Origin of the sequence: Halorhodospira sp. 9621, from assembly GCF_022228055.1 — a bacterium.
GTDB lineage: Bacteria > Pseudomonadota > Gammaproteobacteria > Nitrococcales > Halorhodospiraceae > Halorhodospira > Halorhodospira halophila_A.
In genome coordinates, this window is sequence record NZ_JAJNRD010000003.1 from 120,817 (window position 1) to 145,456 (window position 24,640).

The 24,640-nt window shown below is 69.9% G+C and carries 18 protein-coding genes; 8 read left to right on the top strand and 10 right to left on the bottom strand.

Annotation, left to right across the window (positions count from 1 at the left end; translation table 11 throughout):
- Positions 1-2 precede the first annotated feature (2 nt).
- From LRF89_RS02945 to LRF89_RS02965, 5 genes are read right to left on the bottom strand one after another with little or no spacing between them, the layout of a single operon-like run.
- Positions 3-1,025 (bottom strand): ABC transporter ATP-binding protein, encoded by a 1,023-nt coding sequence (locus LRF89_RS02945; RefSeq protein ID WP_238634687.1) that lies wholly within the window; start codon positions 1,023-1,025, stop codon positions 3-5.
- Complete coding sequence (locus tag LRF89_RS02950; protein WP_201169959.1) at positions 1,022-1,999, bottom strand: ABC transporter ATP-binding protein; 978 nt, start codon at positions 1,997-1,999, stop codon at positions 1,022-1,024. Before LRF89_RS02950 ends, LRF89_RS02945 begins: the two co-directional genes overlap by 4 nt.
- The gene (locus LRF89_RS02955) at positions 1,999-3,333 is read right to left on the bottom strand and encodes an ABC transporter permease (RefSeq protein WP_201242995.1); all 1,335 of its coding nucleotides are present in this window, start codon (positions 3,331-3,333) and stop codon (positions 1,999-2,001) included. Before LRF89_RS02955 ends, LRF89_RS02950 begins: the two co-directional genes overlap by 1 nt.
- A complete protein-coding gene (locus LRF89_RS02960) occupies positions 3,330-4,442 on the bottom strand; it encodes an ABC transporter permease subunit (protein WP_201169953.1) in 1,113 nt (370 codons plus the stop codon). Before LRF89_RS02960 ends, LRF89_RS02955 begins: the two co-directional genes overlap by 4 nt.
- A gap of 2 nt (positions 4,443-4,444) precedes the next feature.
- Positions 4,445-6,976: an ABC transporter substrate-binding protein gene (locus LRF89_RS02965; protein WP_238636578.1), complete on the bottom strand. Its 2,532-nt coding sequence runs from the start codon at positions 6,974-6,976 to the stop codon at positions 4,445-4,447.
- A gap of 277 nt (positions 6,977-7,253) precedes the next feature.
- Here LRF89_RS02965 and LRF89_RS02970 point away from each other — a divergent pair, with 277 nt between their 5' ends.
- From LRF89_RS02970 to LRF89_RS02985, 4 genes are all read left to right on the top strand, one after another.
- Positions 7,254-8,258: a YhdH/YhfP family quinone oxidoreductase gene (locus tag LRF89_RS02970; RefSeq protein ID WP_201169948.1), complete on the top strand. Its 1,005-nt coding sequence runs from the start codon at positions 7,254-7,256 to the stop codon at positions 8,256-8,258.
- A 46-nt stretch (positions 8,259-8,304) separates the two neighbouring features.
- Positions 8,305-9,210, top strand: coding sequence for a methylisocitrate lyase (gene prpB, locus LRF89_RS02975; RefSeq protein ID WP_201169946.1), 906 nt, complete (start codon positions 8,305-8,307; stop codon positions 9,208-9,210).
- Complete coding sequence (gene prpC, locus LRF89_RS02980) at positions 9,207-10,328, top strand: bifunctional 2-methylcitrate synthase/citrate synthase (RefSeq protein WP_238636579.1); 1,122 nt, start codon at positions 9,207-9,209, stop codon at positions 10,326-10,328. Before prpB ends, prpC begins: the two co-directional genes overlap by 4 nt.
- Before the next feature lie 110 nt (positions 10,329-10,438).
- Entirely contained in the window at positions 10,439-11,884 is a 1,446-nt protein-coding gene (locus LRF89_RS02985; protein ID WP_238636580.1) for a bifunctional 2-methylcitrate dehydratase/aconitate hydratase, read from the top strand.
- 49 nt (positions 11,885-11,933) lie between these two features.
- Here the strand turns inward: LRF89_RS02985 and LRF89_RS02990 are convergent, their stop codons facing one another.
- Together LRF89_RS02990 and LRF89_RS02995 are read right to left on the bottom strand one after the other, a co-directional pair.
- On the bottom strand, positions 11,934-12,299 hold the full coding sequence (locus LRF89_RS02990; protein WP_201169940.1) for a hypothetical protein: 366 nt from the start codon (positions 12,297-12,299) through the stop codon (positions 11,934-11,936).
- A gap of 194 nt (positions 12,300-12,493) precedes the next feature.
- Positions 12,494-13,270, bottom strand: coding sequence for a class I SAM-dependent methyltransferase (locus LRF89_RS02995; RefSeq protein ID WP_201169938.1), 777 nt, complete (start codon positions 13,268-13,270; stop codon positions 12,494-12,496).
- 118 nt (positions 13,271-13,388) lie between these two features.
- Here LRF89_RS02995 and LRF89_RS03000 point away from each other — a divergent pair, with 118 nt between their 5' ends.
- From LRF89_RS03000 to LRF89_RS03010, 3 genes are read left to right on the top strand one after another with little or no spacing between them, the layout of a single operon-like run.
- Positions 13,389-14,825 carry an aminotransferase-like domain-containing protein gene (locus LRF89_RS03000; protein ID WP_201169936.1) on the top strand — a complete coding sequence of 479 codons (1,437 nt, stop codon included), beginning with the start codon at positions 13,389-13,391 and terminating at the stop codon, positions 14,823-14,825.
- A gap of 49 nt (positions 14,826-14,874) precedes the next feature.
- Positions 14,875-16,542 carry an ABC-ATPase domain-containing protein gene (locus LRF89_RS03005; RefSeq protein ID WP_201169934.1) on the top strand — a complete coding sequence of 556 codons (1,668 nt, stop codon included), beginning with the start codon at positions 14,875-14,877 and terminating at the stop codon, positions 16,540-16,542.
- 37 nt (positions 16,543-16,579) lie between these two features.
- On the top strand, positions 16,580-17,224 hold the full coding sequence (locus tag LRF89_RS03010) for an SDR family oxidoreductase (RefSeq protein WP_201169931.1): 645 nt from the start codon (positions 16,580-16,582) through the stop codon (positions 17,222-17,224).
- Between the two features lie 9 nt (positions 17,225-17,233).
- Here LRF89_RS03010 and LRF89_RS03015 read toward each other — a convergent pair whose 3' ends face one another.
- The 3 genes from LRF89_RS03015 to LRF89_RS03025 are packed head-to-tail and all read right to left on the bottom strand — an operon-like array spanning position 17,234 to position 22,410.
- The gene (locus LRF89_RS03015) at positions 17,234-17,425 is read right to left on the bottom strand and encodes a YgaP family membrane protein (protein WP_201169928.1); all 192 of its coding nucleotides are present in this window, start codon (positions 17,423-17,425) and stop codon (positions 17,234-17,236) included.
- A gap of 54 nt (positions 17,426-17,479) precedes the next feature.
- Positions 17,480-20,974 (bottom strand): FAD-dependent oxidoreductase, encoded by a 3,495-nt coding sequence (locus tag LRF89_RS03020; RefSeq protein WP_238636581.1) that lies wholly within the window; start codon positions 20,972-20,974, stop codon positions 17,480-17,482.
- Positions 20,971-22,410 (bottom strand): DUF4139 domain-containing protein, encoded by a 1,440-nt coding sequence (locus LRF89_RS03025; protein WP_238636582.1) that lies wholly within the window; start codon positions 22,408-22,410, stop codon positions 20,971-20,973. Before LRF89_RS03025 ends, LRF89_RS03020 begins: the two co-directional genes overlap by 4 nt.
- Before the next feature lie 82 nt (positions 22,411-22,492).
- On the opposite strand from LRF89_RS03025, the gene LRF89_RS03030 reads away from it, so the two are divergent.
- The gene (locus LRF89_RS03030) at positions 22,493-24,595 is read left to right on the top strand and encodes a TonB-dependent receptor family protein (protein ID WP_238636583.1); all 2,103 of its coding nucleotides are present in this window, start codon (positions 22,493-22,495) and stop codon (positions 24,593-24,595) included.
- Positions 24,596-24,640 lie beyond the last annotated feature (45 nt).

Sequence of the window (24,640 nt, forward strand, 5' to 3'; positions counted from 1 at the left end):
GGTCACTCGCGAAGCCAGCAGGCGGCTCGATGCTCCGGGCGGGGCCGGAAGTCCGGCGGCGGCGGATCGAGCTCGCACCGACCCGCCATGGCGTGCGGGCAGCGTGGGTGGTAACGGCATCCGGTGGGTGGCTGGATCAGGCTGGGCGCCTCGCCCCCGGGGACTGGGCGGGGGCGGCCGGCGTTGGCGGCATCGGGGTCGCCGAGGGCGCTGAGCAGGGCCTCGGTGTAGGGGTGCTGGGGCCGCTGCAACAGCGCGTCCACAGGGGCCTGCTCGACGATGCGTCCGCCGTACATCACCATCGCCCGGTCCACATAGTGGCGGACCGTCGAGAGGTCGTGGGTGATGTAAAGCAGGGCCAAGTCGTGCTCCTGTTGCACCCGGTGGAGCAGGTTGAGGATCTCCACCCGGACCGAGGCGTCGAGCATGGAGACGGGCTCGTCGGCGATGATCATCGCCGGCCGCAGCAGCAGTGCCCGGGCGATGACCACGCGCTGCTGCTGACCGCCGCTGAGTTGGTGGGGAAACTTGCCGGCCACCTCGGCCGCGGGGCTGAGGCCAACCTCTTCGAGGGCTGCCTCGATGCGCCGCCAGCGCTCGGCGCGCGGGCGGACGCCGTGGATAATCAGCGGCTCGGCCAGGATCCGCTGCACCTCCATGAACGGTGGCAGGGCCCCGTAGGGGTCCTGCTGGACGTAGCCGACCTGCGCGCGGTATGTCTTGAGGGCCGCGCCGTTGAGCTCACCCACCTCGGTACCGGCGAAACGCACCGAGCCGGCGGTGGGCCGGTGCAGCCCGAGCAGGGTGCGCGCCAGAGAGCTCTTGCCGCAGCCGCTCTCGCCGACCACCGCAATGGCCTCACCGGCGTCCAGGCTGAAGGCTACGCCGTCGACGGCGCGCACCGTGCCGGTCCGCAGGAACCCCCACTGACGCAGTTCGAAGTGGGTGTGCAGGCCGTCAACGCACAGCAGTGCCTCATCGGTGCTGCCGGTGGTGCGCGCCGCGATGGGTGAGTGCAAGCTCATGGTCCCCCTCCCGAGCGGTGGTGAAGCCAGCAGCGGACTCGGTGCCGGGTATCGTAGGCAACCTCGGGTGGTGGCTCGCTGCAGCGCTCATAGGCCTTCGGGCAGCGTTCGGCGAAGCGGCAGCCGGTCGGCGGCTCGAGCAGGCTCGGGGGGCGGCCCGGTATGGCGCGTGGCGGCTGCTCCTGGTGCAGCCGGGGCACCGAGTCCATCAGCAGCCGCGAGTAGGGGTGGGCGGGATGGCCGAAGAACGCCTCGGCGCTGGCGGTCTCCACCACCTGCCCGGCGTACATCAGCGCCACCCGGTCGGCCAGTTCGCTGGAGGTGGCGATATCGTGGGTGATCAGCACGAAGCTGACCCCGCGTTGGGCCTTGATGCGCTTGAGCACGTTCATGATGGATGCCTGGGTGAGCACGTCCAGCGCCGAGGTGGGCTCGTCGAGGACGACCAGGTCCGGTTCGGTCACCAGCGCCATGGCCAGCACCGCGCGCTGGCGCATGCCCCCCGAAAGCTCGTGGGGGTAGCGGCGCAGGAAATCCGTGGCGATGCCCACCTCCTCGAAGGCGGCGCCGGCGCGACGGTGTGCCTCCCGCCGGCCCAGCCGGTGGTGCACGCGCAGCGGTTCAGCCACCTGTTCCCCGACGCGCACCACCGGGTTGAGGGCGTTCATGGCCGCCTGCATGACCAGGGCGATGCGCACCCAACGCACTTCGCGGCGGAAGCGCTCCTCCGGAAGGCCGAGCACGTCGCGTCCGTCCAGGCGCATCTGGCCGCTGGGGGCATGGGCGTTGCGCGGCAGCGTGCGCAGCAGGGTACGCGCCAGCGAGCTCTTGCCGCAGCCGGACTCGCCGAGCACGGCCAGGGCCTCGTTGCGGCGCACCTCCAAGTTCACGCCGTCCACCGCCCACAGGGTGCCGCGCGCGGTGGCGTAGCCCAGGCGCAGGTTCTCGATCTCGAGCAGCGGGGCACCGGCCATCAGAGGTTCCTCAGCCGCGGGTTGAAGATCCGGTCTAGGGCGAAGCCGAGCATGGCAAAGCCGAGTCCGGTGAGCATCAGCAGCGCCGCCGGCGACAGCACCCAGTAGTAAAAGCCGTGGTAGAGCGCACTCTGGGCCTGGGCATCGTGCAGGACCTTGCCCCACGTCGGCAGCACCGGGTCACCCAGGCCGAGAACCGCCAACGACGCCTCCAGGAAGACGTAGGTGGGGATCAGGGTGACGAAGGTGGGGATGAGCACTGGCAGGATCCGCGGCACCATGTAGCGCAGGATGATCCGGCCGCCCCCGGCCCCATAGGCGCGCGCCGCCTCGATATAGGGCGCTTCACGGATGGGCAGCAGCATCGAGCGGTACATCTTGATCCCGGCGCTGAATATGCCCAGCACCACGACGACGCCGAGCATCAGCCAGATGCTGGTCGAATAGAGGGTGCCGATCATCACCAGGATCGGCAGCAGCGGCAGGATGATGTTCACCTCGGTGAGCCGCTGGATGGTGGCGTCCACCCAGCCCCCGTACCAGACCCCGGTGGCGGCGATGATCAGGGTGGTCACTGTGGTGCCCACGGCGGCGAGCAGTCCGAAGGCGAGGGCGACCGGCGTGCCCCAGAGCAGGGCTACGGCCAGGTCGCGGCGCTGGTGGTCGGTGCCGAAGGCGCCGTGGACCTGCCCGTAGACGACCAGCTCGGCGTGCAGCCGGGCGGACTCTTCGAAGTGCACCGTCTCGATAACCAGCTCGTAGGTGCCGGTGCGCACTGTCGGGTCCGGGGTTCCGGGCTCGGCGTCGGTGAACAGGCCGACCTGGGGCGCGCGGCCCAGCCGACTCTCCAGTTGCCGGTCCTGGGAGATGGAGAAGCGCTCCCGCTCCCCCACCCGGCGGGCGTCGATGGGGATCTCCTCGCCGTCCGGGGTGCGCCAGTGCACCCGCGTGAAGGGCTGGCCCTGCTCGAACTCCGCCTCGAGGAAGAGATTGATCTCCGAGGGGAAGCCGTCGTAGGGGAAGTCGACCTCCAGGGTGGTTGTCTCGAGCCGTGCTGCGCCCAGATCCTGGCGCTCGGTGGGCGCATCCTCGCTGGAGACGGTGATGGTGCGCGGGGCATCCCCGCCGAGAAGCCGGTCGGTCCACGCCGGGCTGGCGTTGACCGGCAGGTCCTGCCAGGCGTCGCCGCCGCGCCAGAGCTTCTGCGCCTCGGAGTAGGGGATGGCGGTCACGGCATAGATGGCCGTGGCGATCAGCATGGCGATGATCAGCAGCCCGGCCACGGCGGACGGGTAGCGTCGTACCTGGGTGAGCCCATCGCGCCAGCGGATCATCCCTGCCCCCCGTCGATGCGGACCCGCGGGTCCAGGATGGCGTAGAGGAAGTCCAGCAGGAACACGGTCACGGCCAGCAGGTAGGCAAAGATGACCACCGAGCCGATGATGACCGGCGTGTCACGGTGCCCGATGGCCTCGAAGAGTAGCGTGCCCAGGCCCGGCCAGTTGAAGACCTGTTCGAGAATGATCGCACCGCTCCATAGGCCGATGAGCATCAGCAGGAAGCTGGTGATGATCGGCGAAAGTGTCGGCCGGAGGATGTAGCGCTGCTCCACCAGGGCGTCGGGCAAACCCTTGGCACGGGCCATCTCCACATAATCCTCGCTGGAGTGGATGAGGAAGAACGTCCGCCACGAGTAGATCGATATGAAGATCTGGGCGATGAACATCGCCGCCACCGGTAGCGCCATGTGGCGGATCACGCTGGCTGCATAGGCCCACGGATCCTCCGGCGGCGGCACCGCCACCATGCCGCCGGACGGCAGCAGCGGGAAGATGAACGCAAGCAGCAGGATCAGGAAGATGCCGTAGAACCACGCCGGCGCCGCCGAGGTGGGTGCCAGGCCGATCACGGTCTGGTCCAGCCGGCTGCCGTAGCGTCGTGACAGCGACAGCGCGGCGAAGACCGAGACGAAAAACACCAGCAGGTTGGCGGTGCCGAAGAGCAGCAGCGTCGCCGGCAGGCGCTCGGCAATGATGTTGTAGACCTGCCGGGAACCGGCATCGCTGTGCATCTGCTCCGCCCGCCCCAGGTCGAGGGTCATGGCCGCGCGCAGGTAGTCGAAGCTGCGCACGATGAACGGCTCGTCCAGGCGCAGGCGCTCGACCTCTAGGTCGATCTGGCGCTGCATCAGTTCCTCGCGCTCCTCCGAGTCGAGGTCCTGGAAGGCCGGGTCTCCCCGGACCTGTTCGGCCACTTCGCCCTGGATCTGGGCCATGCGCAGCTCATCCACCTGCCCGCCCATGTTGGCGATGAGGATGGTCAGGTAGACACCGATCAGCACGGTCAGCAGCAGGGCGATGAGCCGCTTGGCGGTGAAAACCCCAAGATGACGGAGGTCGCGGAGCAAGGAGGCGGTGCGGCTGACGGGGGCGGCGCTGGCCACGGCTACTCCTCCTCCTGGCTGTCTGCTTCGGGGCCGCCGGCCGGTAGGGTGGCGAAGGCGTGGGTGGCGAATGCCGGCAGGGCCACGCTTCGTGAGGTGACGGCCAGTTCCATGCTGTTGGCTCCGGTGCCCAGCGTCTCCAGCGCCTCGGCGGGGACGCGGATGCGCCACTGTCCGTCGCCGTCCGGCTCGCTCTCGCCTTTCAGCGCCAGCCGGTCGTCCCGGTCGAAGAGGAGAAAGCGGGCGGTCTCGATCTCCTCGTCCGGGTAGGGTTCGCCGGCGTAGGTGATGCGGACCGTCAGCTCGAGATCCTCGCCGTGCTCGACCAGCAGCGGTCCGTCGATTTCCAGCTCCGGGATGCGCGGGTCGGTGAAGCGCAGCCACTTGTCGGCCGGATCCGGGTGATCCGGGTAGCGACGCAGCACGATGCTGCCCTCCACCGGGCGGACCGAGTGCAGGTAGAACGGCCCATCATCCACCCAGAAGTGGCCGCGTTCCTGCTGCCAGGTGTCGAGGGCGCGGTAGCGCTCGGCGGCCTCGCCCTCACGCAGCCATTCGCCAAGGGCCTGCTCGAAGGGCACCTGCTCGGCCTCAGCGGCAGCGCGCAGGTAGCCGCGGAGAACCTCCAGGCTCGGCCCCGAGACCAGGTTGAGCCACTCCACATCCATGCGGTCGGCCTTGCTCGAGGAGAAGGCGAGCTCGCCGCGGCGCTCGGCCTGGATGCCCAGGTTGACCACGTGCCAGGGCTGAGCGGCCGGGATGCGGGCGGCGACCAGGTTCTCGGCGTCCGGGTAGACCTGGTCGCTGTAGACCTCGACGGTCAGGGGGTCGGTATCGGTAATCCGCCAGCCGCGGAAGTTGCGTTGATAGACCTCGAACTCCGGCAGGTGGGAGGGATCGAACAGCGGGCTGTCCTCGTCGGCTCGGGCGAAGCTCAGGATCCAAGGCAGCACCACGTCGGCCACGGAGACCTGCGAGCCGTCGTGCCAGCGGCGCTCGAGGTAGTCGTCCTCGTAGTGGAGGACTACCCGCGAGCGGGCGGTCAGTCCATCCTCGTGGCGATCGTCCACGGTCAGGATGCGCTGCTCCTCCGGGTCCCAGTCGATCCAGGCGTCACCGGGGATCTCGATGGTCTCAGCGGTTTCCAGCGAGACCCAGTCCAGGGTGCGGTTGACCGGCGCGTCCTCAGTGACCGTGACCTCCGCCGAGTCGAGTCGCTGCGGCCAGTAGAGGCCGGTGAAGGGGTCGGGCAGCACCGCCGAGTCGGTCAACCCGCGCAGGATCATGCGGTCGAAGATCCAGTTGCTGCCGGCGACGTGGTTCCACGGTTCGGTGAGCATGCTCGGCGTGGCTGCCACCACGCGACCGCCCACGCGATCGCTGAAACGCAGGGTAAAGGGCCACAGCTGCGACCCGGAGAGCCCGCCGGCCAGGTCGCCGGCCACCTCAAGATCGGCGGCGTGGGGCCAGACACTGAGCTGATCCGCCAGCCAGATGCGCGCCGAGTTTTCCATCGCCAGGGTCAGGCCCTCCTCCATGAGTTCCTGGCGTTCCCCGACGCTGGTGTAGTCGCGGCGCTCCAGGCGCTCGGCGGCCTCGCTGAACGCCTCGGTGGGCTCATACGCCTGCCATAGCGGGTCGGGGCGGCCTCGGGGGGTGTAGTAGTAGTTGAAGTTGTCGCCGATGTCGCGGTTGATCACGGTCGAGACCCAGGCGCCGGTGTAGATGTGCCAGCGTCCGGCGGCCGGGTCGCCGGTCATCCAGATGCGGGAGGCCTCCTCGGCCGTGCGGTAGAGGCGCTCGACGGTGAAGCCGAGATCCTCCATCAGGTTGGCGATGTAGTCCCCGACCCGCTCACGGTTGTCCTCGGTGCGGATGAGCACGGTGAGGGTCACCGGCTCGTCGGCGTAATACCAGCGGCCCTCCCGGCGCTCGGCGCCGCGCGCCTCCATGGTTTCCGCGATGGTCGCCTCGGCGCGCTCCGGGTCATGGCGGTACTTGAGTTCCAGCGAGCGTGCGGTCTCCGCCAGCCGGGCGTAGTCGGGGAAGGCCGTGTTGATCGGCAGATAGCGGGGCACCGCAAGACCGCCGAAGAGTTCCTCGGCCACGTGGCGCCGGTCGATCAGGCGATTCAGCGCCTCGCGGATGCGCGGCTCGCGGAATGGATTGAGTCGCTGCTCGTCCTCGAAGGCGGCCGGGTTGAGGGTCAGCTCGATGGCCGTGCCGTGGGAAAGGAAGTGGTCGACCTGCTCCGAGTCCTGCGCTTGGCGGAAGATGGTGGCGCTGTCGATACCCTGAGTGAATAGGTGGTGCGAGCCGTGCTCGATGAGCGCGGTGAGCCGGCCCGGGTCGGACTCCTCGGTGAAGATGATCTCATCGACTAGTGCACCGCGGCGTTCGGCCGGGTCGCCCGGTTCGCCCCGGTTGCTGGCGTCGGTGTCCGCGCCGCGCTGTTCGCCGATGATCAGCACGGTGGCGATTGCCCCGGCAATCAGGGCCAGCGCGGCCAGGGGGATATAGGAGCGCGGCGCCATGGGTCGAGCCTGTGAGTCCTCGCTGCGGGGTCGGTTTTTGACCGCAGCTCATGGTGCACCAAGCTTTGCGTGGGGTCCAACCTGCCCTTGGCCCGGGGCGCGCGCAATGCAGCGTGAGCCGGATCATTGTTGAACATAATGCTGCTCCCGTACGAAGCGCGCGGAGAACACGCAGAAAACGCCATGAGAGCTCCTAACATATTGGTTGTTATATGATTTGGGAGGCGGTGAAGCGCTGTTGTAAACTCGCTGAACTGGCCGTCAGAGGTGATAAAAAATGCAGGAATTCACGGCGTGGCGGGTCCCGGAATCCGGCAGGGAGGATCAGGGCGGGGTCGTGACCCTCGGTGCCGCCGATCTGCCCGCTGGCGATGTGCTGGTCCGGGTGGCGTACTCCTCCGTCAACTACAAGGATGCGCTGGCCCTGACCGGCCAGGGCAAGATCCTGCGCCGTTTCCCCATCACCCCGGGGATCGATGCCGCCGGCGTCGTGGTTGAGAGCGACAGCGACGATGTGAAAGTCGGGGCGCAGGTGCTGATCACCGGCTGCGGTCTGGGTGAGGTCCACGACGGCGGCTTCGCCGAGTACGTGCGGATCCCTGCCGACTGGGTCGTGCCGCTGCCCGGAGGGCTGACGCCCCGCCAGGCGATGGCACTCGGTACCGCCGGATTCACGGCGGCGCTGGCCCTGATTCGCATGGAGGCGGCCGGGCAGACCCCGGCGCTGGGCGATGTGCTCGTCACCGGGGCTTCGGGGGGCGTGGGCAGCATCGCCGTGGATCTGTTCAGCAACGCCGGTTACCGCGTGGTAGCGGTTTCCGGCAAGAAGGATGCGGCGTCATATCTCCACGCGCTGGGCGCCGCCGAGGTGGTGAGCCCGGAGGCGATCGGGCTCAGCGAGCGGCCGCTGGATCGCGCCCGCTTCGCCGGCGTGGTCGACAACGTTGGCGGTCCCCTGCTCGCCGGGCTGCTGCCCCAGGTCGAGGAGTACGGCAACGTCGCCTCCATCGGTCTGGCCGGGGGCGTGAAGCTCGAGACCACCGTCATGCCGTGGATCCTGCGCGGCGTGAGCATGCTCGGCGTCAGTTCCGCCAACTGCCCGCGCCCCCTGCGCCTGGAGAGCTGGCGGCGGCTCGGCGAAGACCTGCGTCCGCAGGACCCGGAAGGCTTCGTTACCCGCGAGGTGGAACTCGACGGGCTGCGCGATGCCGCCGAGGCGATGCTCGCCCGGCAGGTGACCGGCCGCACCCTGGTCCGCGTGGGCGGCGACGCCGTCGCCTGACCCGTCCGGCCCGCCCACCCGATCACGACACGGAGCGAACGAAAACATGACCGATCAGTCATCCGCGGGACGCCGCTTCCGCGACGCCGTTACGCAGGAACAACCGCTGCAGGTGGTCGGCGCCATCAACGCCTATTCGGCGCTGCTCGCCGAGCGGGCCGGGTTCCAGGCGCTGTACGTCTCCGGCGCCGGGGTGGCCAATGCCTCGTACGGCCTGCCGGATCTGGGGATCACCCAGTTGGCCGATGTGGTCGAGGACGTCCGGCGCATCACCGACGTGACCCGCGCGCCGGTGCTGGTGGATATCGACACCGGCTTTGGCGGTGCCTTCAGCGTCGCGCGGACTATCCGCGAGCTGACGCGCGCCGGGGCGGCCGCGGTGCACATCGAGGACCAGGTCCAGGCCAAGCGCTGCGGTCACCGCCCGGGCAAGGAGCTGGTCTCCACCGCCGAGATGGTCGATCGGGTCCGAGCGGCGGTGGACGCGCGGCCCGATCCGGAGCTGGTGGTCATGGCGCGCACCGACGCCCGCGCCTCGGAGGGTCTGGAGGCCGCCCTGGAGCGCGCCGAGGCGTACGTGGAGGCTGGTGCCGACATGGTCTTCGCCGAGGCCATGCACAGCCTTGAGGACATCCGCACCTTCACCGACCGGCTCTCGGTGCCGGTGCTGGCCAACATCACCGAGTTCGGCAAGACGCCGTACTTCACGGTGGCGCAGCTGCGCGAGGCGGGGGCGGGGCTCGTCCTCTATCCGCTTTCGGCCTTCCGGGCCATGAGCCGGGCCGCCGAGGAGGTCTACGGCGCCATTCGTGCCGAGGGAACCCAGGAGGGCATGCTCGATCGCATGCAGACGCGCGAAGAGCTCTACGAGGTGCTCGGCTACCACGACTATGAGCGCAAGCTCGATGAGCTCTTCGGGCGCGACGTACGAACAGGAGGAGAGAAGCGATGACGGGAAAGAAGACCGGTGCCGGGCTGCGTGGCCAATCCGCCGGGGAGACGGCGCTGTGCACGGTCGGCCAGGAGGGGACGGGCCTGACCTACCGCGGCTACGACGTCCGTGACCTGGCGGCACAGTGCGAGTTCGAGGAGGTGGCCTACCTGCTGCTCTACGGCGAACTCCCCGACCGCGCCCAGCTCGAGGCGTACAAGCGCCGCCTCTCCGGCATGCGCGAGCTGCCGCCGGCGGTCAAGGCGGTCCTTGAGCAGATCCCGCGGGATGCCCACCCCATGGATGTGATGCGCACTGGCTGTTCCATGCTCGGCACCCTGGAGACCGAGACCGATTTCTCGCAGCAGGCCGAGGTGGCGGACCGTCTGCTGGCGGTCTTCCCGTCGATCATCACCTACTGGTACCGATACAGCCACGAAGGTGTGCGCATCGATACCGACAGCGACGAGGACTCCATCGGCGCCCACTTCCTCTACCTGCTCCGCGGTGAGCGGCCCAACGCGCTGCACAAGAACGTCATGCACGTCTCGCTGATCCTCTATGCGGAGCACGAGTTCAACGCCTCCACCTTCGCTGCCCGGGTCTGCGCCTCGACGCTGTCGGACATGCACTCGGCCATCACGGGGGCAATCGGGACCCTGCGCGGCCCGCTCCACGGTGGCGCCAACGAGGCTGCCATGGAGATGCTCGAGCAGTGGTCTAGCCCGGAGGAGGCGCGACGCGAGCTGGCCGGAATGCTCGAGCGCAAGGAGAAAGTCATGGGCTTCGGCCATGCGGTCTACACCGAGGTCGACCCGCGCAACGCCGTGATCAAGGAGTGGTCCCGCGAGCTCGCCGCGGAGGTCGGTGACGAGACCCTGTTCCCGGTCTCCGAGGCCGTGGAGCAGTTGATGTGGGACGAGAAGGGGCTGTTCGCGAATGCCGACTTCTACCACGCCTCGGCCTACCGCTTCATGGGGATTCCCACCAAGCTGTTCACGCCGATCTTCGTGATGTCCCGGCATAGCGGGTGGGCGGCCCACGTGATGGAGCAGCGGGCGAAGAACCGCATCATTCGTCCGAGCGCCGATTACACCGGCCACAATCTGCGTGCGGTGCCGCCGATCGATCAGCGCTGACACGCCGTTCAGCCCGGGAACGCCGCCTCCGCCCCGTTGCCGCGGGGGGCGCGGAGTCGGCGGCGACCGTGGCACGATCAACTGCAACTGGTTCTTGAGGAAGCTTGCCCATGTCCGGAGACATCCGCAGCGCCCAGCGCCCCGATCCCGATGCCGAGCTGGTGGCCATCGCCGACTACGTCAGCGCCACCGACATCGACTCCGCCGAGGCGTATCAGACCGCCCGGCACTGCCTGATGGACAGCCTCGCCTGCGCCATGATGGCGCTCGACTACCCGGCCTGCACCAAGCTGCTCGGGCCCATCGTCCCAGGCGCCGAGATGCGCGACGGGGTGGTGGTGCCGGGCACCGCCTATCGCCTCGATCCGGTGCAGGGCGCGTTCAACATCGGCGCCCTGATCCGTTGGCTGGACTTCAACGACACCTGGCTGGCTGCCGAGTGGGGCCACCCCTCGGACAACCTCGGCGGCATCCTCGCCGCGGCCGACTACGAGAGCCGCCGGCGGCTCGCCCGGAGCGAGACGCCGCTGACCATGCGCGAGGTGCTCACCGCCGCCATCAAGGCCCACGAGATCCAGGGTGTGCTGGCGCTGGAGAACAGCTTCAACCGCGTCGGCCTCGACCACGTCCTGCTGGTACGGCTGGCCACCACGGCCGTGGCCACCCGGCTGCTCGGCGGCAGCCGCGAGGATGTCATCAACGCCGTCTCCAACGCCTGGATCGACGGCGGGGCGCTGCGCACCTATCGCCACGCGCCGAACACCGGATCGCGCAAGAGCTGGGCCGCCGGTGACGCCTCGGCGCGCGGCGTGCGCCTGGCGCTGATGAGCCTCACCGGCGAGATGGGCTACCCCTCCGCCCTCTCCGCCCAGGGGTGGGGCTTCCAGGACGTGCTCTTCCGTGGCGAGCCGATCCGTCGCTCCCAGGCCTACGCCAGTTACGTCATGGAGCACGTGCTGTTCAAGATCTCCTTCCCGGCGGAGTTCCACGCCCAGACGGCCGTCGAGGCAGCCCTGAAGCTCCACGCGGAGGTGGCGCCGCGGCTCGATGAGGTTGACCGGGTCATCATCGAGACCCAGGAGGCGGGGGTGCGGATCATCGACAAGACTGGGCCGCTGAACAACCCCGCCGACCGCGACCACTGCCTGCAGTACATGGTTGCGGTCCCGCTGATCTTCGGCCGCCTCACCGCCGCCGACTACGAGGACGCCGTGGCCGCGGATCCGCGGATCGATGCCCTGCGCGAGCGCATGGAGGTCACCGAAAACGAGGGCTTCTCGCGGGATTACATGGACCCCGACAAGCGATCCATCGGCAACGCCGTGCAGGTCGTCTTCAAGGACGGCTCGAAGACCGAGCGCATCGCCGTGGAATACCCCATCGGCCACCGCCGTCGTCGCGACGAGGGCATCCCGGTGCTTGAGGAGAAGTTCCGCAACGCCGTATCGTCCCGCTTCGCGCCGCGGCAAGCTGGCGCGATTGAGGCTGCGCTCGGCGAGCAGCAGCGGCTGGAGCAGATGCCGGTCCACGAGTTCATGGACCTCTGGCGGGTCTGAGCCCGCTGCCGGCGCCACCCCGGCGGGCAGCCGCCCGCCGGGGGGTGGGTCAGATGTCGAAGAACCCGCCGAAGCCGTCGAACAGGCCACCGTCGTCGCCGCCGACATCGCCCACGTCGCCCTCCATCGCGGCGGGGCTGAGGCCGAGATCCCCCGGGCTAAAGCCCATGTCCTCGGCAACGGCGGCAAAGGCCCGCTGCATCTCGGCGTTAAGGGTCATCCCGGCGAGCAGGGTGCCCAGATAGGCACCGCCGCCGACGGCCGCCGCCGTTCCCAGCAGTCCCGGTCCACGTCCGCCACGTCCCGCCCGGGCCTGGCTCGCCTCCAGCAGGTGTAGCCGGTTGATCAGCTCCTGATCGCCCGACTCCAGGATCCTGCGCCGCGCTTCTTCCGCTCTCTTTTGCCGCCGGTTCATCATCGACCTCCTGCGCTGTCCACGCGTGGGTCAGCTTTCAACATCTGAAGCTAGATGCACCGGTGCGTGGCTTCAAGGCAGCCGCGGTACGGTTATCGGGTGGGAGCAGGTCCGGCGAGTGGGCACAAAAAAACGCGGCCCCTGTGGCGGGGCCGCGTCCGTGCATCCGGGCGCCCGAGGGCGCCGGAGGTGTCTCAGGACTCCAGCGGGCGGTAGGCCACCTGCTGGATGAAGTCCACATCGTTGCGGTAGTACGGCTTCTGCAGGTCGCCGTAGCGCTCCACGTTGATGAACCCGGCGTCCTCGAGCAGGTGGGTCATGTAGTCCTGCCGCAGCGGGTACATCTTCAGCTGGAAGGTGGAGCCGTCGGCAAAGACGTACTGGAAACGCGCCATCGTCCGGTGCAGCTCGGCCGGGCCCACGTCCACACCCTCGCCGGTGTAGCAGTAGGCGTGCTTGGAGCTGTAGCCGTTGTCGAGCATGTCGTCGTAGTTGCGCTGATCGATGATCAGCATCCCGCCCGGACGCAGCACGCGGTACATCGCCAGCAGCGCGGTGCGGCGGTCCTCGTGATCGAACAGGTGGGTGAAGGAGTTGCCCAGGCACACCGCAGCGTCGTACTGCTCGGTGCCCATGACCTTGTCGAGCTCCAGCCAGTCGACGGCCCGGGTGTCGCTGAACTCCACGCCGTACTTGCTGGCGTTCTCGCGGGCCTTGATCAGCATGTTCTCGGAGCCGTCGACGGCGGTCACCTCGAAGCCGGCCTGAGCCAGCGAGACGGCGTTGACCCCCGTGCCGGTGGCCAGGTCGATGACCTTCTTGGCGCCGTGGGCGCCCACCAGGCGGTTGTAGAAGGCGCCTTCGCGGGCCAGACGCGTCTCCCACCCCACCAGGTCATCCCAGTAGTCGGCAAAACCGGGGGTATACTGCTCGTACTGCCAGCCTGCTTCGGCGTTTAGGGCCTGGGACATTATTGCATTCCTGCGTTGCTTCTCGGGATCGATGACTATGATCGTCGCGATCCATCGGGCGATACAGAATCAGTTTTGGACATTATGAACCGGTACAGTTGCGTTAGACTGGACCGTGATGACCACACCGCTCTACGAACGAGTGGCCGAGACCCTCGCCGGGCAGATCGAACAGGGCGTCTATGCCCCTGGCGACCGGCTGCCCGGACTGCGACGGCTGCGCCGGCACTTCGGGGTGAGCATGGCGACCATCGTCGCCGCCTGTGAACTGCTTGAGCAGCGCGAGATCCTCGAGGCGCGGCCACGCTCCGGGTTCTACGTCCGCGAACGCACCACCGCCGCCGCGGCGCCGAGCGAGCAGGTGGGCGAAGTGGACGCGCCCAGTCTGGTGCTCGGCCAGGAGCGTGTGCTCGATCTGGTCCGCGCCCACCACGAGCCGGACGTGGTCTCGCTGGGTGCTGCCGCGGCGCCCGCCGCTTTCCTGCCGGCGGCGGCCATGGACCGCAGCTTTGCCCGGGTGCGCCGCCGACAGCGCGAGCGCGTCAATGCCTACGACTTCCCGCCGGGCTGTGCTGAGCTGCGCACCCAGATCGCCCGGCGCATGGCCTACGCCGGCTGCAGCCTTTCGCCGGACGACATCGTGCTGACCGCCGGCTGCCAGGAGGCAATCACCCTCAGCCTGCGTGCCGTGGCCGAGCCCGGCGACGTGGTGGCCATCGAGTCACCCACCTTCTACGGCATCCTCCAGGCCATCGAGTCCCAGGGGATGCAGGCCCTGGAGGTCGCCACCGACCCCCACTCGGGGATGATCCCCGAGGCCCTTGAGCGGGCCCTGTCGCGTTGGTCGATCCGTGCCTGCGTGCTCATGCCCACTTTCGGCAATCCGCTGGGCCACGTGACCCCGGAGGCGCGCAAGCAGGAACTGGTGACACTGCTTAACGCCCACAACGTGCCCCTGATCGAGGACGACGTCTACGGTGAGCTGGCCTTCGACGGCACCCGCCCGTGGGCGGCGAAGGCCTTCGATGGCCAGGGCGAAGTGCTCTACTGCAGTTCGTTCTCGAAGATCCTCGGTGCCGGGCTGCGCGTCGGCTGGGTGGCGCCGGGGCGCTACCGGGATCGTCTCGTCTACCTCAAGTACGCAACCAGTCAAGCCACCTGCACCCTGAGTACGCTGGCCGTGGCCGACTACCTGGAGCAGGGCGGCTACGACCGCTTCCTGCGCCGGGCCCGGCGCAACTACGAGCGGCACGTGCGTTGGATCGCCGGTCTGGTACGCCGCCACTTCCCCGAGGGGACCCGAGTGACCCGGCCACGGGGCGGTTTCGTGGTCTGGGTCGAACTGCCGGCCGGCTGCGACAGCCTGGAGCTGCAGCGCCGGGCGCTGGCCGAGGGGGTCAGCGTGGCCCCGGGGCCGGTGTTCTCGCCCACCGGGCGGTACGGACGCTGCCTGCGGCTGAACTGCGCCCAGGCCGATGTGGCGGCCACGGAGTGGGCGCTGCAGCGGCTCGGTGCCCTCGCCGCCGGCGAGGACCGTGGCGACGTTCGCGGTTGAGCCGGCCCCTCTTGGCCGGCGCGGCCCGGCTCGGCTACCGTGAGGCGGCATGGAACAGCTGCAGAATACCCTCCAGCGCATCGACGGCCGGGGCTACAAGGCGTACAAGGACATCCAGGGCCGCCACGCTTTCCCCGGCTTCACCCTGTGTGTGGACAAGGTCCAGGCCGACCCGTTTGCCGCGCCTTCGCGGCTGCGGGCTGTGGTGCCGTGGGAGCGGGCGGGGCTGCCCGAAGCGGCCTTGATCGGCGAGCCCCGGCGCCGCGCGGCGCGTGACTACATCGCCCGGGCCTTCGAGCGTGCCGCCGCCAGCGAGCAGGCGGTCCGCATCGATTCAGGCGCTCAGACGGTGCTTGATCGCAGTGCCGTGCTGTTCACCGACGCCGGTGTCGAGCTGCGTTTCACCGTCGCCCTGCCGGCGCGCGGGCGGACCATCCTCGGTCGCCAGGCGGCCGAGATCCTTTGCCGGAAACTGCCGCGGATCGTCGCCGCTGCTGCCGAGGCGCAGCAACTCGACGGCGCTTCGCTGGAGCGCCACTGCGCCGCGGTGGAGGACCAGCAGGCGCTGCGTGCGCAGCTCGACGAGCGCGGCCTGGTGGCCTTCGTCGCTGAAGGGGCGGTCCTGCCGCGGCGCTCCGGCGTGGACGACCGGCCCCTGAGCGATGCCATCCCCTTCCACAGCCCCGATTCGCTGCGCCTGACGCTGCACGCCCCCAATGCCGGTCCGATCGCCGGTATGGGCGTCCCGGCGGGGATCACGCTTATCGTCGGCGGCGGCTTTCACGGCAAGTCGACCCTGCTCAATGCCTTGGAGCTCGGGGTCTATGACCACGTCCCCGGGGATGGTCGCGACGGCGTCGTCAGCGTCGAGGACGCGGCGAAGATCCGCGCCGAGGACGGGCGCGCCGTCCACGCCGTGAACCTGTCGCCATACATCGGCGAGTTGCCCTTTGGCAAGTCCACCACCGCCTTCTCCACGGACCTGGCCTCCGGCTCCACCAGCCAGGCGGCCGCCCTGCAGGAGGCCCTCGAGGCGGGGTCGCGCACCCTGCTGGTGGACGAGGACACCTCGGCGACCAACTTTATGATCCGCGATCGGCGCATGCAGGCCCTGGTGGCCCGGGATGCCGAACCGATCACGCCGCTGGTCGATCGCATCGCCGAGCTGCGCGATCGCCATGCGGTGTCCACGTTATTGGTGATGGGCGGCTCTGGAGACTATCTGGACAGCGCCGATACGGTCATCCAGATGCAGGAGTACCGTCCGGCCGATGTCACCGCCGAGGCGCGGCGGGTAGCCGCCGAGTACGCCACCGGGCGCCACGCCGAGGTGCGCTCGCCGCTGGCCTGGCCGACGACCCGCGCCGTGGAGGGGGGTACAGTGCGTACCGAGACCAAGCCCGGTAAGCGCAAGGTGCAGGGCCGCGGGCGCGATACCCTGCTGCTCGGCCGGGAGGCCGTCGACCTGCGCGCCGTGGAGCAGATCGCCGATCCCGCCCAGGTGCGGGCCATCGGCCTGCTGCTCGAGCGACTCTCGGACAGCGGCCGGGTCGAGGACCCGCCGGCGTGGCTGGCCGATCTGCTGAACCGCCACTGGGATCAGCTGCTGCCCCGCCCGGACGGGGACCTGGCCCGCCCGCGGACGATCGAGGTCATGGCTGCGCTGAACCGCCTGCGCGGTGCCCGTTTCGGCGGCGTCGCCGACGGCGTAGGCTAGGCCCAGGCAGGCCAGCGACGCGAGCGGAGGGCAGAGGATGCGGGTGTTGATCATCGGGGCCCACGGGCAGGTGGGGCGGCGACTGGTGGAGCGGCTGGCGCCGAGCCGGCACGAGGTGCGGGCCATGGTCCGGGATCCGGACCAGCAGCCGGCCCTGGCGGCCGCGGGGGCCACCGAGACCGTGGTGGCTGACCTCGAGCGTGACTGTAGCCAGGCAGTCCGCGGCGCGGACGCTGTGGTCTTCACGGCCGGTTCTGGCCCGCATACCGGTGCCGACAAGACCGAGGCGGTGGACCGTCAAGGCGCGTTGCGGATCATCGAGCTGGCCGAGGCGGCCGGGGTGCGGCGTTTCGTGATGGTTTCGGCGATGCGCACGGAGTGCCCCGAGCAGGCCCCGGAGCGGCTGCGGCCGTACCTGGCGGCCAAGCGTGAGGCCGATGACCGCCTGCGCGCGACGGCCATGGACTGGACCATCCTGCGTCCCGGGCGTCTGCTCAATGAACGCGCCCGCGGGCGGGTGACCCTCGGCGAGGGGCTGCCCTACGGCGAGATTCCGCGGGATGATGTGGCCGCGCTGCTGGCGGCCCTGCTCGACGCCGGGGTGACGTCGCGGCGCACGCTGGATGCCGTCTCCGGCGAAACCGCCGTACGTGAGGCGGTTCGCCGGCTCGGCGTTAGCTAGGCCTCGGTGCTACTTGGCGCAGGTCTTCAGGCCCAGCGGGATGTAGGCCGGGCAGACCCCGACGATGGCGGTCGCCAGCGGGACCAGGCCGATCCATCCCCAGGCGGTCTGTGGCCCGATGAACGCCAGAGCGATCAGGCAGATGCCCACCACGGCACGGATGGCGCGATCCACGGTGCCCATGTTCCTGCTTACGTCCATTGCGATTCCTCCTTGGGTATCGACTCTCGGGTCTGATATCCGAAGTATTGCATATCAGTCCGGTGCGCGTCGCTGCAGCAGCCGCTCCACCCAGGCGGCGGTGAGTCGGTCGAGGAGTCGGTTCTGCTGTTGCCGTGCAGCCAGGTTACCCAGGTCGATCCAGCCCAGTGGCTGATCCTGTTCGGCGCAGGAGAAGACGGCCCGGGTCCGCTCGCCGGTCTCCGGGTCCACCTGCCACTGCAGGCACTGGGCGCAGACGCCCTTGAGCATGCACTGCATGGGACTGCCCACCGTGCCCACGGCCTCGAGGTGGTCCGGGAAGTATGCCGACAGGCCGTCCGCCAGTGCCTGCTGGAAGCCGAACAGGAGCCCGGTGCCGCCGACGACCAGGATCCGGTCGACCTCGGCCAGCGGTAGCCCCGGGGCATCGGGGGCGATCTCGCCGTCGCCGTAGCGGCGGACCAGGTCGACCATGTCGGCGCTGATCACTGCGCTGTCCTGAGGGCGGCGCGGCTCGAAGGCGGGCTCGCGGGCGGTAGCCCAGACGATCTGGTCGGCGCCGGCCTCCAGCTCATCGGGGTGATCGATCTCCTCGGCGCTGCCGAAGGCGGCGATGTAGAGCACCCGGTTGCCCGCCGCGCGCAGCGCCGAGCCGATATCGTGCATCACCGCCGCGCCCCAGCGGCCGGCCACCACCATCACCGTGCGGTCTTCGGGGATCTCCGTGGGCGCGCCGGTGGGGCCCATCAGCACCAACGGGTCGCCGGGCTGCAGGCGGGCGGCGATGCGCGGGGCGGCCCCCCACTGCAACAGCATCAGGCGGATGCAGTCGCCGTCGATACCGGTGCCCGAGACGGTCATCAGTGGTACCTGCAGGCGGGTGCCGTCGACCACCGGACTGTGCGTCTCCAGCGTCTGCAGGCGGAAGAACTGCCCGGGCCGAAAACGGGCTGCGGCCAGCGGTGCCCGGACCCAGATCTCGGCCACGGCCGGGCTCGGCTGCTCCACGGAGACCACCCGCGGGGTCAGCCGCGCGGCCAGGTTGTCGAGAAAGGCGCGAGCCTTGCGACCGGGCTGCATGGGAAGCCCGCCGAGGGCGGCGAGCACTTGCGGGTAGCTGCGTCGCGCCGAGGCGATGGCCTGCACCACGCTGCCGGCGAATACCGGGTGGGTGTCGCCGATGAACGAGACCGTGCGCCCGGCCGACTGGTAAGACGTGAACGGGCCGATCTCCGGTGCCTTGCAGTGCTCGCCGGCGGCGATGGGCTGCAGGCCCCTGCGCCGGTAGCCGTAGGGCCGGTAGTGGATGCCCTGCAGCTGAAGGCTGCCCGGGTGCTCGTGGGCGTAGATGGTATTGGGCACGGTCCCGGCGGCGACGAAGATCGAGCGGGCCGCGAGCTCCGTCTCGCGCCCGGTGGCGTACCAGCGGCCGCCGTCGTGGCGCATGCGCCGGAAGACCACCGAGTGGACGTGGTCGTGCTCGTCCAGGCGCACGTGCAGGGGCTCGAGCCCCTCGGCGTAGAGGATGCCCTCCTCCAGGGCCTTGGTGAGCTCCTCATGGTTGCGCACGTAGGCCGGCGAGGCGGTGAGGCCCTTGCGGTAGGCGATGGTGACGCCGCCCCAGGCCTGGAGCAGCGGCGCGAATCGCGGCGCCTCGCCGGCCGCATGGGCGCGCTCGCGCTCAGCACGCACGGCGCGCCCATGGGCCAGGAACTCCTCGAGGATGGCCTGGTCCTCGACGCCGAGCCCGGCCCCGAACCCGGCGCCTTCAGCCTCCAGGGCCTCGTAGTGGGCGAGGACCTTCTCCACCTGAGCGATGTAGTGGGCCTGTACCTCGGTGGCAGTATCGACGGCGGTCAGCCCGCCGCCAATGACCACCGCCGGCATGCGCACCTGTAGGTTGGCAATGCTCTCACTCTTGCCGGCCCCAGTCAGCTGCAGGGCCATGAGGAAGTCGTTGGCCTGGCGCATGCCCCGGGCCAGGCTGTTGCCGACCTCCAGCACCCGGGGGTAGCCGGCCCCGGTGGCGATGCAGACGTGGTCGAAGCCGAGCGCCCAGGCATCCTCTAGGGTGAGGGTGCCGCCCAGCCGGACGCCGCCGTGGACGGCATAGCGCTCGCGCCGGGCCAGGGTGAGGTAGATGAGCTTAAGGAAGTTCTTGTCCCAGCGGTTGGTGATGCCGTACTCGGCGACGCCCCCAAAGCCGTAGAGGGTGCGCGTCTGCAGCGGTTCCCAGACGTCGCCCCAGTCGCGGATCGGTCCGTCCAGCCACGCCTGGGGCAGCGGTTCGATTTTCAGGCCGTCGACGGCCACCACGGTGCACCCGGCCATGGTCAGGTGGTGGGCCATGGTGAAGCCCGCGGGCCCTTGCCCGGCGATCAGCACCCGGCGGCCGTTCTCCTCGGCGGGCAGGTACTGACGGGCGCGCAGCGGGTTCCAGCGCGCGAGGAGGTGGTAAAGTTCGACGCCCCAGGGCAGCCCGAGCACGTCGGTGAGGGTGCGGGTCTCGATCTGCGGGACGTCCACCGGGTCCTGCTTCTGGTAGATACAGGCCTTCATGCAGTCGTTGCAGATCCGGTGGCCGGTGGCCGGAATCATGGGGTTATCCACCATCGCCACGGCGAGCGCGGCCAGCGGGTGGCCGTCGCGGTAGAGGCGGTTCATCTCCGAGATGCGCTCCTCCAGCGGGCAGCCGGTGAGCTGTACCCCGAGCGGATCCGCCTTGTACCCAAGCTCCGGGTCGCCCTTCCTCTCGGGGAAGCCCCGTGAGCAGAAGTCGCCCTCGTGGTCGTGGCAGTAGATGCAGTAGTGGGCCTCGGCGCTGACTTGGCGCTGCGGGGCGCGGCCGTCAGTGAGCTCGAAGCCGTCCCGGCTGCGCCAGCGCGCGCGGGGGGCGTGGAAGCGGACGGGCTGGCCCTGCGCCTCGGTGGCCTCGGCCTCCAGCGCCACCAGGTTGGTGTGGTCCACCCGCTGCGGCAGCCGGAACGCCGCCCAGTCGGCGACGGCGGCCTGGCCCGGCGGGGTGTGCAGGGCCGCGGCACACCAGTCCAGCAGACGCTCACGTTCGGCTTCTGCGTCGCTTTCGGCGGTGTACTGTGCGGCCAGCCGGGCTACGGCCAGTTCGCGGTCCCGGCGGTCAATGCCCCGGGCGTCCAAGGCCTGATCCAGCCACCTGTCGAGCTCGGCGAATGACACCTGGGGGGGGGGCTTGCGTCGGCGGGCCCGCTTCTGGACCCAGTCCCGCCGGAAGGCGAGCACCTCGCCGTCCCGGGTCAGGGCGTCACGGACGGTCTGCAGGGAGGCCTTGATGCCGAAGGCCTCGGCCAGGAACGCCTCGAGGCAGGGTGCCGTGGCGATGAGCCATTCCCCCAGGTCGCGGTCACTGAGGTTCGGGCGGTCCGGGTCGCGGTGCGCCTCGAGCTGCGCCGCCCGTTCCGGAGCCACGGCGCGGAGGTGCGCCAGGAAGCGCCGATCGAGTTCCAGCAGGCCGGTCCGGCTATGCAGATCCCTGTAGTTCAGGCCCTCGAGGCAGATGGGGTCTTCGCTCATTCCTCTCGCTCCACGCGCACCCGGTATTCGAGGGTTGTCTCGTCATCGGCCTCCAGCGCCAGGTCCCACAGCGCCCAACGGCCTTCAGCGCGCTCCGGCTCTTGGCTGGTCTCGAGCAGCTCCCAGTCGCCGGGGAAACGTTCCACGAGCTCGATCCGAGTGGCGGCCTCGCCGCGGTTGCGCAGGCGGATGCGCCAGGCGGCCTCGAAGCCTTCGGTCGTCTCCAGTGCCCGGCGCTCGCGCAGGGTGCGCTCGCCGGTGACGGTGAAGGCGGGGCCCAGCTCCACCTCGATTTCGTCCCCGGCGGCGGTCCCCGGGATGCGCCCCTCGCCCACCGGCTCGGCGGCCCCGGGCGGGCCGGTGAGCAGCGTTACGCGGCCAGGGGGCAGATCGGTGCCGGCCTGCCAGCTGGCTACGCGCCGGGCCGGCGAGTGCTGCGGGCGGTCTGGCTCAGCACCGGCGTTGCTGCGCAGCCGGTGATAGCGGTCGAAGGCGTCGGGCGTCTGGCTGAAGAGCTGGATGCGGTGGCTGCGCCCGGCGAGCAGATCGTGGGGTTCGGCGGTCTGGAACCGGGGCAGGCCGTCGAGTCGATCGGCCGTGACCGACTCGGCCCGGGCCAGGGTGCGGACAGGGGCGTCACCGAGGCTGGCGCCGATCAGGCTCAAGCGGGCCTGTTGCAGGTCGATACCGGTTTCGTTCTCCACGCGGGCGTAGCCCTCCAGGCGCGGCTCGGCGTCTTCGATGACGCGCAGCTGGTAGTCGGGATGCCAGGTCAGGCCCTCGCTGCGGTAGGCCAGGTTAGCGGGGTGGGTGCCGCCGCGCTCGCTGTCGATGGCCAGCTCGAGGGTGGGTCGCCCGTGCAGCCGGGGCGGTCGCTCCGGGAAGGCGAAGCGGGTCTCGCTGCCGCGTGGCAGCGGGTAGACCGCCTCGTCGGTGGCGACAATCACCTCGTCGGCGTCGAAGGCGAGCAGATAGCCACGTTCCCAGGTGCGGTCGGCGCCCGCGCGGTAGCGGATCTCGCTGCCCAAGTGGTGGCGCAGCAGCCCCTCCTCATCGAGGTCGCCCGGCGTGAAGGCAACCGCACCGACCCTGGGGAGGTGCTCGGAATCAAGGCTGACCGTGCCGGCATCGATGTGTTCCGGGACGTCGGTGAGGACGAGCCGCGCCGGCTCGTCGGGGAGCCCGATCTCGCGGGTCTCGCGGAACACCGCCGGCCCCCGCAGGTAGACGGTGACCGCTAGCGCCGTGCGATCCTGTCCGTCGCTGATTACCTCACGCACACCCTCGGGCAGCGTGCGGGTGCCGAGCGGGACCGGTTCCAGCTCCGCCGGCGCGGTCTCGGCGGCGTGGCCGGGGTTGGCGAGAGCGAAGAGCAGCAACGGGGTGACAAGCATGGGCAGCGGGACGGGCGTGGTCATGGTCAGCCGGCGAATCATCGGTGGTCCTGGTGCGCGGCGCGGGTCAGGGTCGAATGTAGCATGCAGGCCAGGCGCCTTTCTCGGGGCACTCGGGGTAGGGTTGTCGCTAGCTGCCGGTGTGCCCGGCCCGGCGGCGGGTGAGGAGGCCGCGCTGCCGCCGGTGGTCGCCACCGTGCCCGGGCTCGATGTGGATCCCGACGCCTATCCGGCGGCGGTCTCCGTAGTCGGCCGGGAGGCCTACGCCGATCGCCGCCGCCTCTCCCTGGACCAGGGGCTCGACCGCGTACCCGGGGTGCACACCCAGAACCGCTACAACGCCGCCCAGGATCTGCGCCTGTCGGTGCGGGGTTTCGGCGCCCGCTCGCCCTTCGGGCTGCGCGGCGTCCGCGCCTTCGTGGACGATGTGCCGTACACGGTGGCCGACGGCCAGAGCCAGCTCGATGCGCTGGACCCGGCCTTCGTGGAGCGCCTGGAGGTCATCCGCGGGCCGGCCTCCGCCCTCTACGGCAACGCCGCCGGGGGCGTCTTTCGCTTCACCACGCTGGAGCCCCCGGACAGCGGTGACTTCCTGGGCGGCGAGGTGCTCTTCGGCAGCCACGGCGAGCGGGCCCAGCGGGTCTGGGGCGGGCGCGCCGAGGAGACATGGCGGACGGCGGTGACCGCCTCCAATCAGGAGATGGATGGCTACCGCGACCACTCGGGCTCAGCGCAGCGGCGGCTGAACATCAAGCTCGACCGCGACCTGGCCGGGGGGGAGCGGCTGCGTTTCATCGCCAACCTCCTCGATGCCCCGGAGGCCCAGGACCCGGGGGGGCTCAGTCGCCGCGATGTACGGGAGGATCGGCGGCAGGCGGCGGGCAGCGCGCTCCAGTACGACGCCGGCGAGGAGGTGGAGCAGCAGAGCGGGGCGGTGATCCTCACCGCGGAGCCGTCGGCCACCGAACTCTGGGAGGGCCGGGCCTTCCTGCAGCGCCGGGACTTCTACCGGCGGAACCCTTTTGACGGTGGTGATGACCTCGGGAATGATCAGTTGAGCCCGGGCGGGATTGTCACCTTCGAGCGCTACTTCGGCGGCGTCGGCGGCCGCCACGTGCGCCGCACCGAGGCCGCCGGGCGGCCGGTGCAGGTCTCCGTGGGTACCGACGCCGAGTGGCAGTACGACGACCGGCAGCGTTACGTCAACGACGAGGGCGACGAAGGAGAGCGCACCAACGATCAGATTGAGCAGGCCCAGGTGGTGGCCGGTTACCTGCAGGCGGAGTGGGAGGTGGCGCCGCGCTGGCGGCTGGTCGGCGGCGGTCGTCTGGACTGGACCCGGATGAGCATCGACGATCGCAAGGCGACGCATGGGGGAACCGAAAGTCAGACCTACACCGAGCCGAGCTACCTGGCCGGGGTGCGCTACGCCGTGGCGGAGGATCACAGCCTCTACGCCAACGCCAGCTCCGCCTTCGAGACGCCGACCCTCTGGGAGCTCTGGGACCGCGACGAAGGGGGCATCAACGACGCGATCGAGCCGCAGCAGGCGCGCTCCCTGGAGGTCGGGGTCAAGGGGCGGGCCCTGGATCGGCGGCTGCGCTACGAGCTCAGCCTCTTTCAAGTGGTGACCGAGGACGAACTGGTCCCGCAGGGGGAGACCGACGGTCCGGAGCGCTATGAGAACGCCGGCGAGACCCGCCGGCGGGGCGTGGAGCTGGGTTTGGAGGCGTTCCCGACGGATCGCCTGGAGCTGACCGCCGCTCTGGCCTACGGGCAGTTCACCTTCCGGGATTACGAGACGCCGGCTATCGGGGACGATGATGCCCCGGGTGAGATCGATGAAGAGGCGAAGTCGGTGGCGGGCAACCGCATCCCGGGCGTGCCCCGCGCCCACGGCTACCTGGAGGCCGCCTGGCAGGCCCCCAACGGCTGGCGTGTGGCCGGTGACCTGCGGGCTAGCGAGGGCATCTGGGCCGACGACCGCAACACCCAGCGCAGTTCCGGCTACGCCGAGGTCGGCCTGCACGCCAGCCGCACCTTCGTCACCGACGCCTACGAGGCGCAGCCCTTCTTCGGGGTCAACAACCTCTTCGACGAGACCTACGACGCCAACGTGCGCATCAACCAGGCCAACGAGTTCGATAATCGGCTCGAGGATGGGGGCTACTTCGAACCCGCCCCGGAGCGCACCATCTACGCCGGGATTCGCTTCGAGACCTACTGAAACGAGGGCCGGGAGGGGTTATCCTCCCGGCCTTCGTCGCGACGC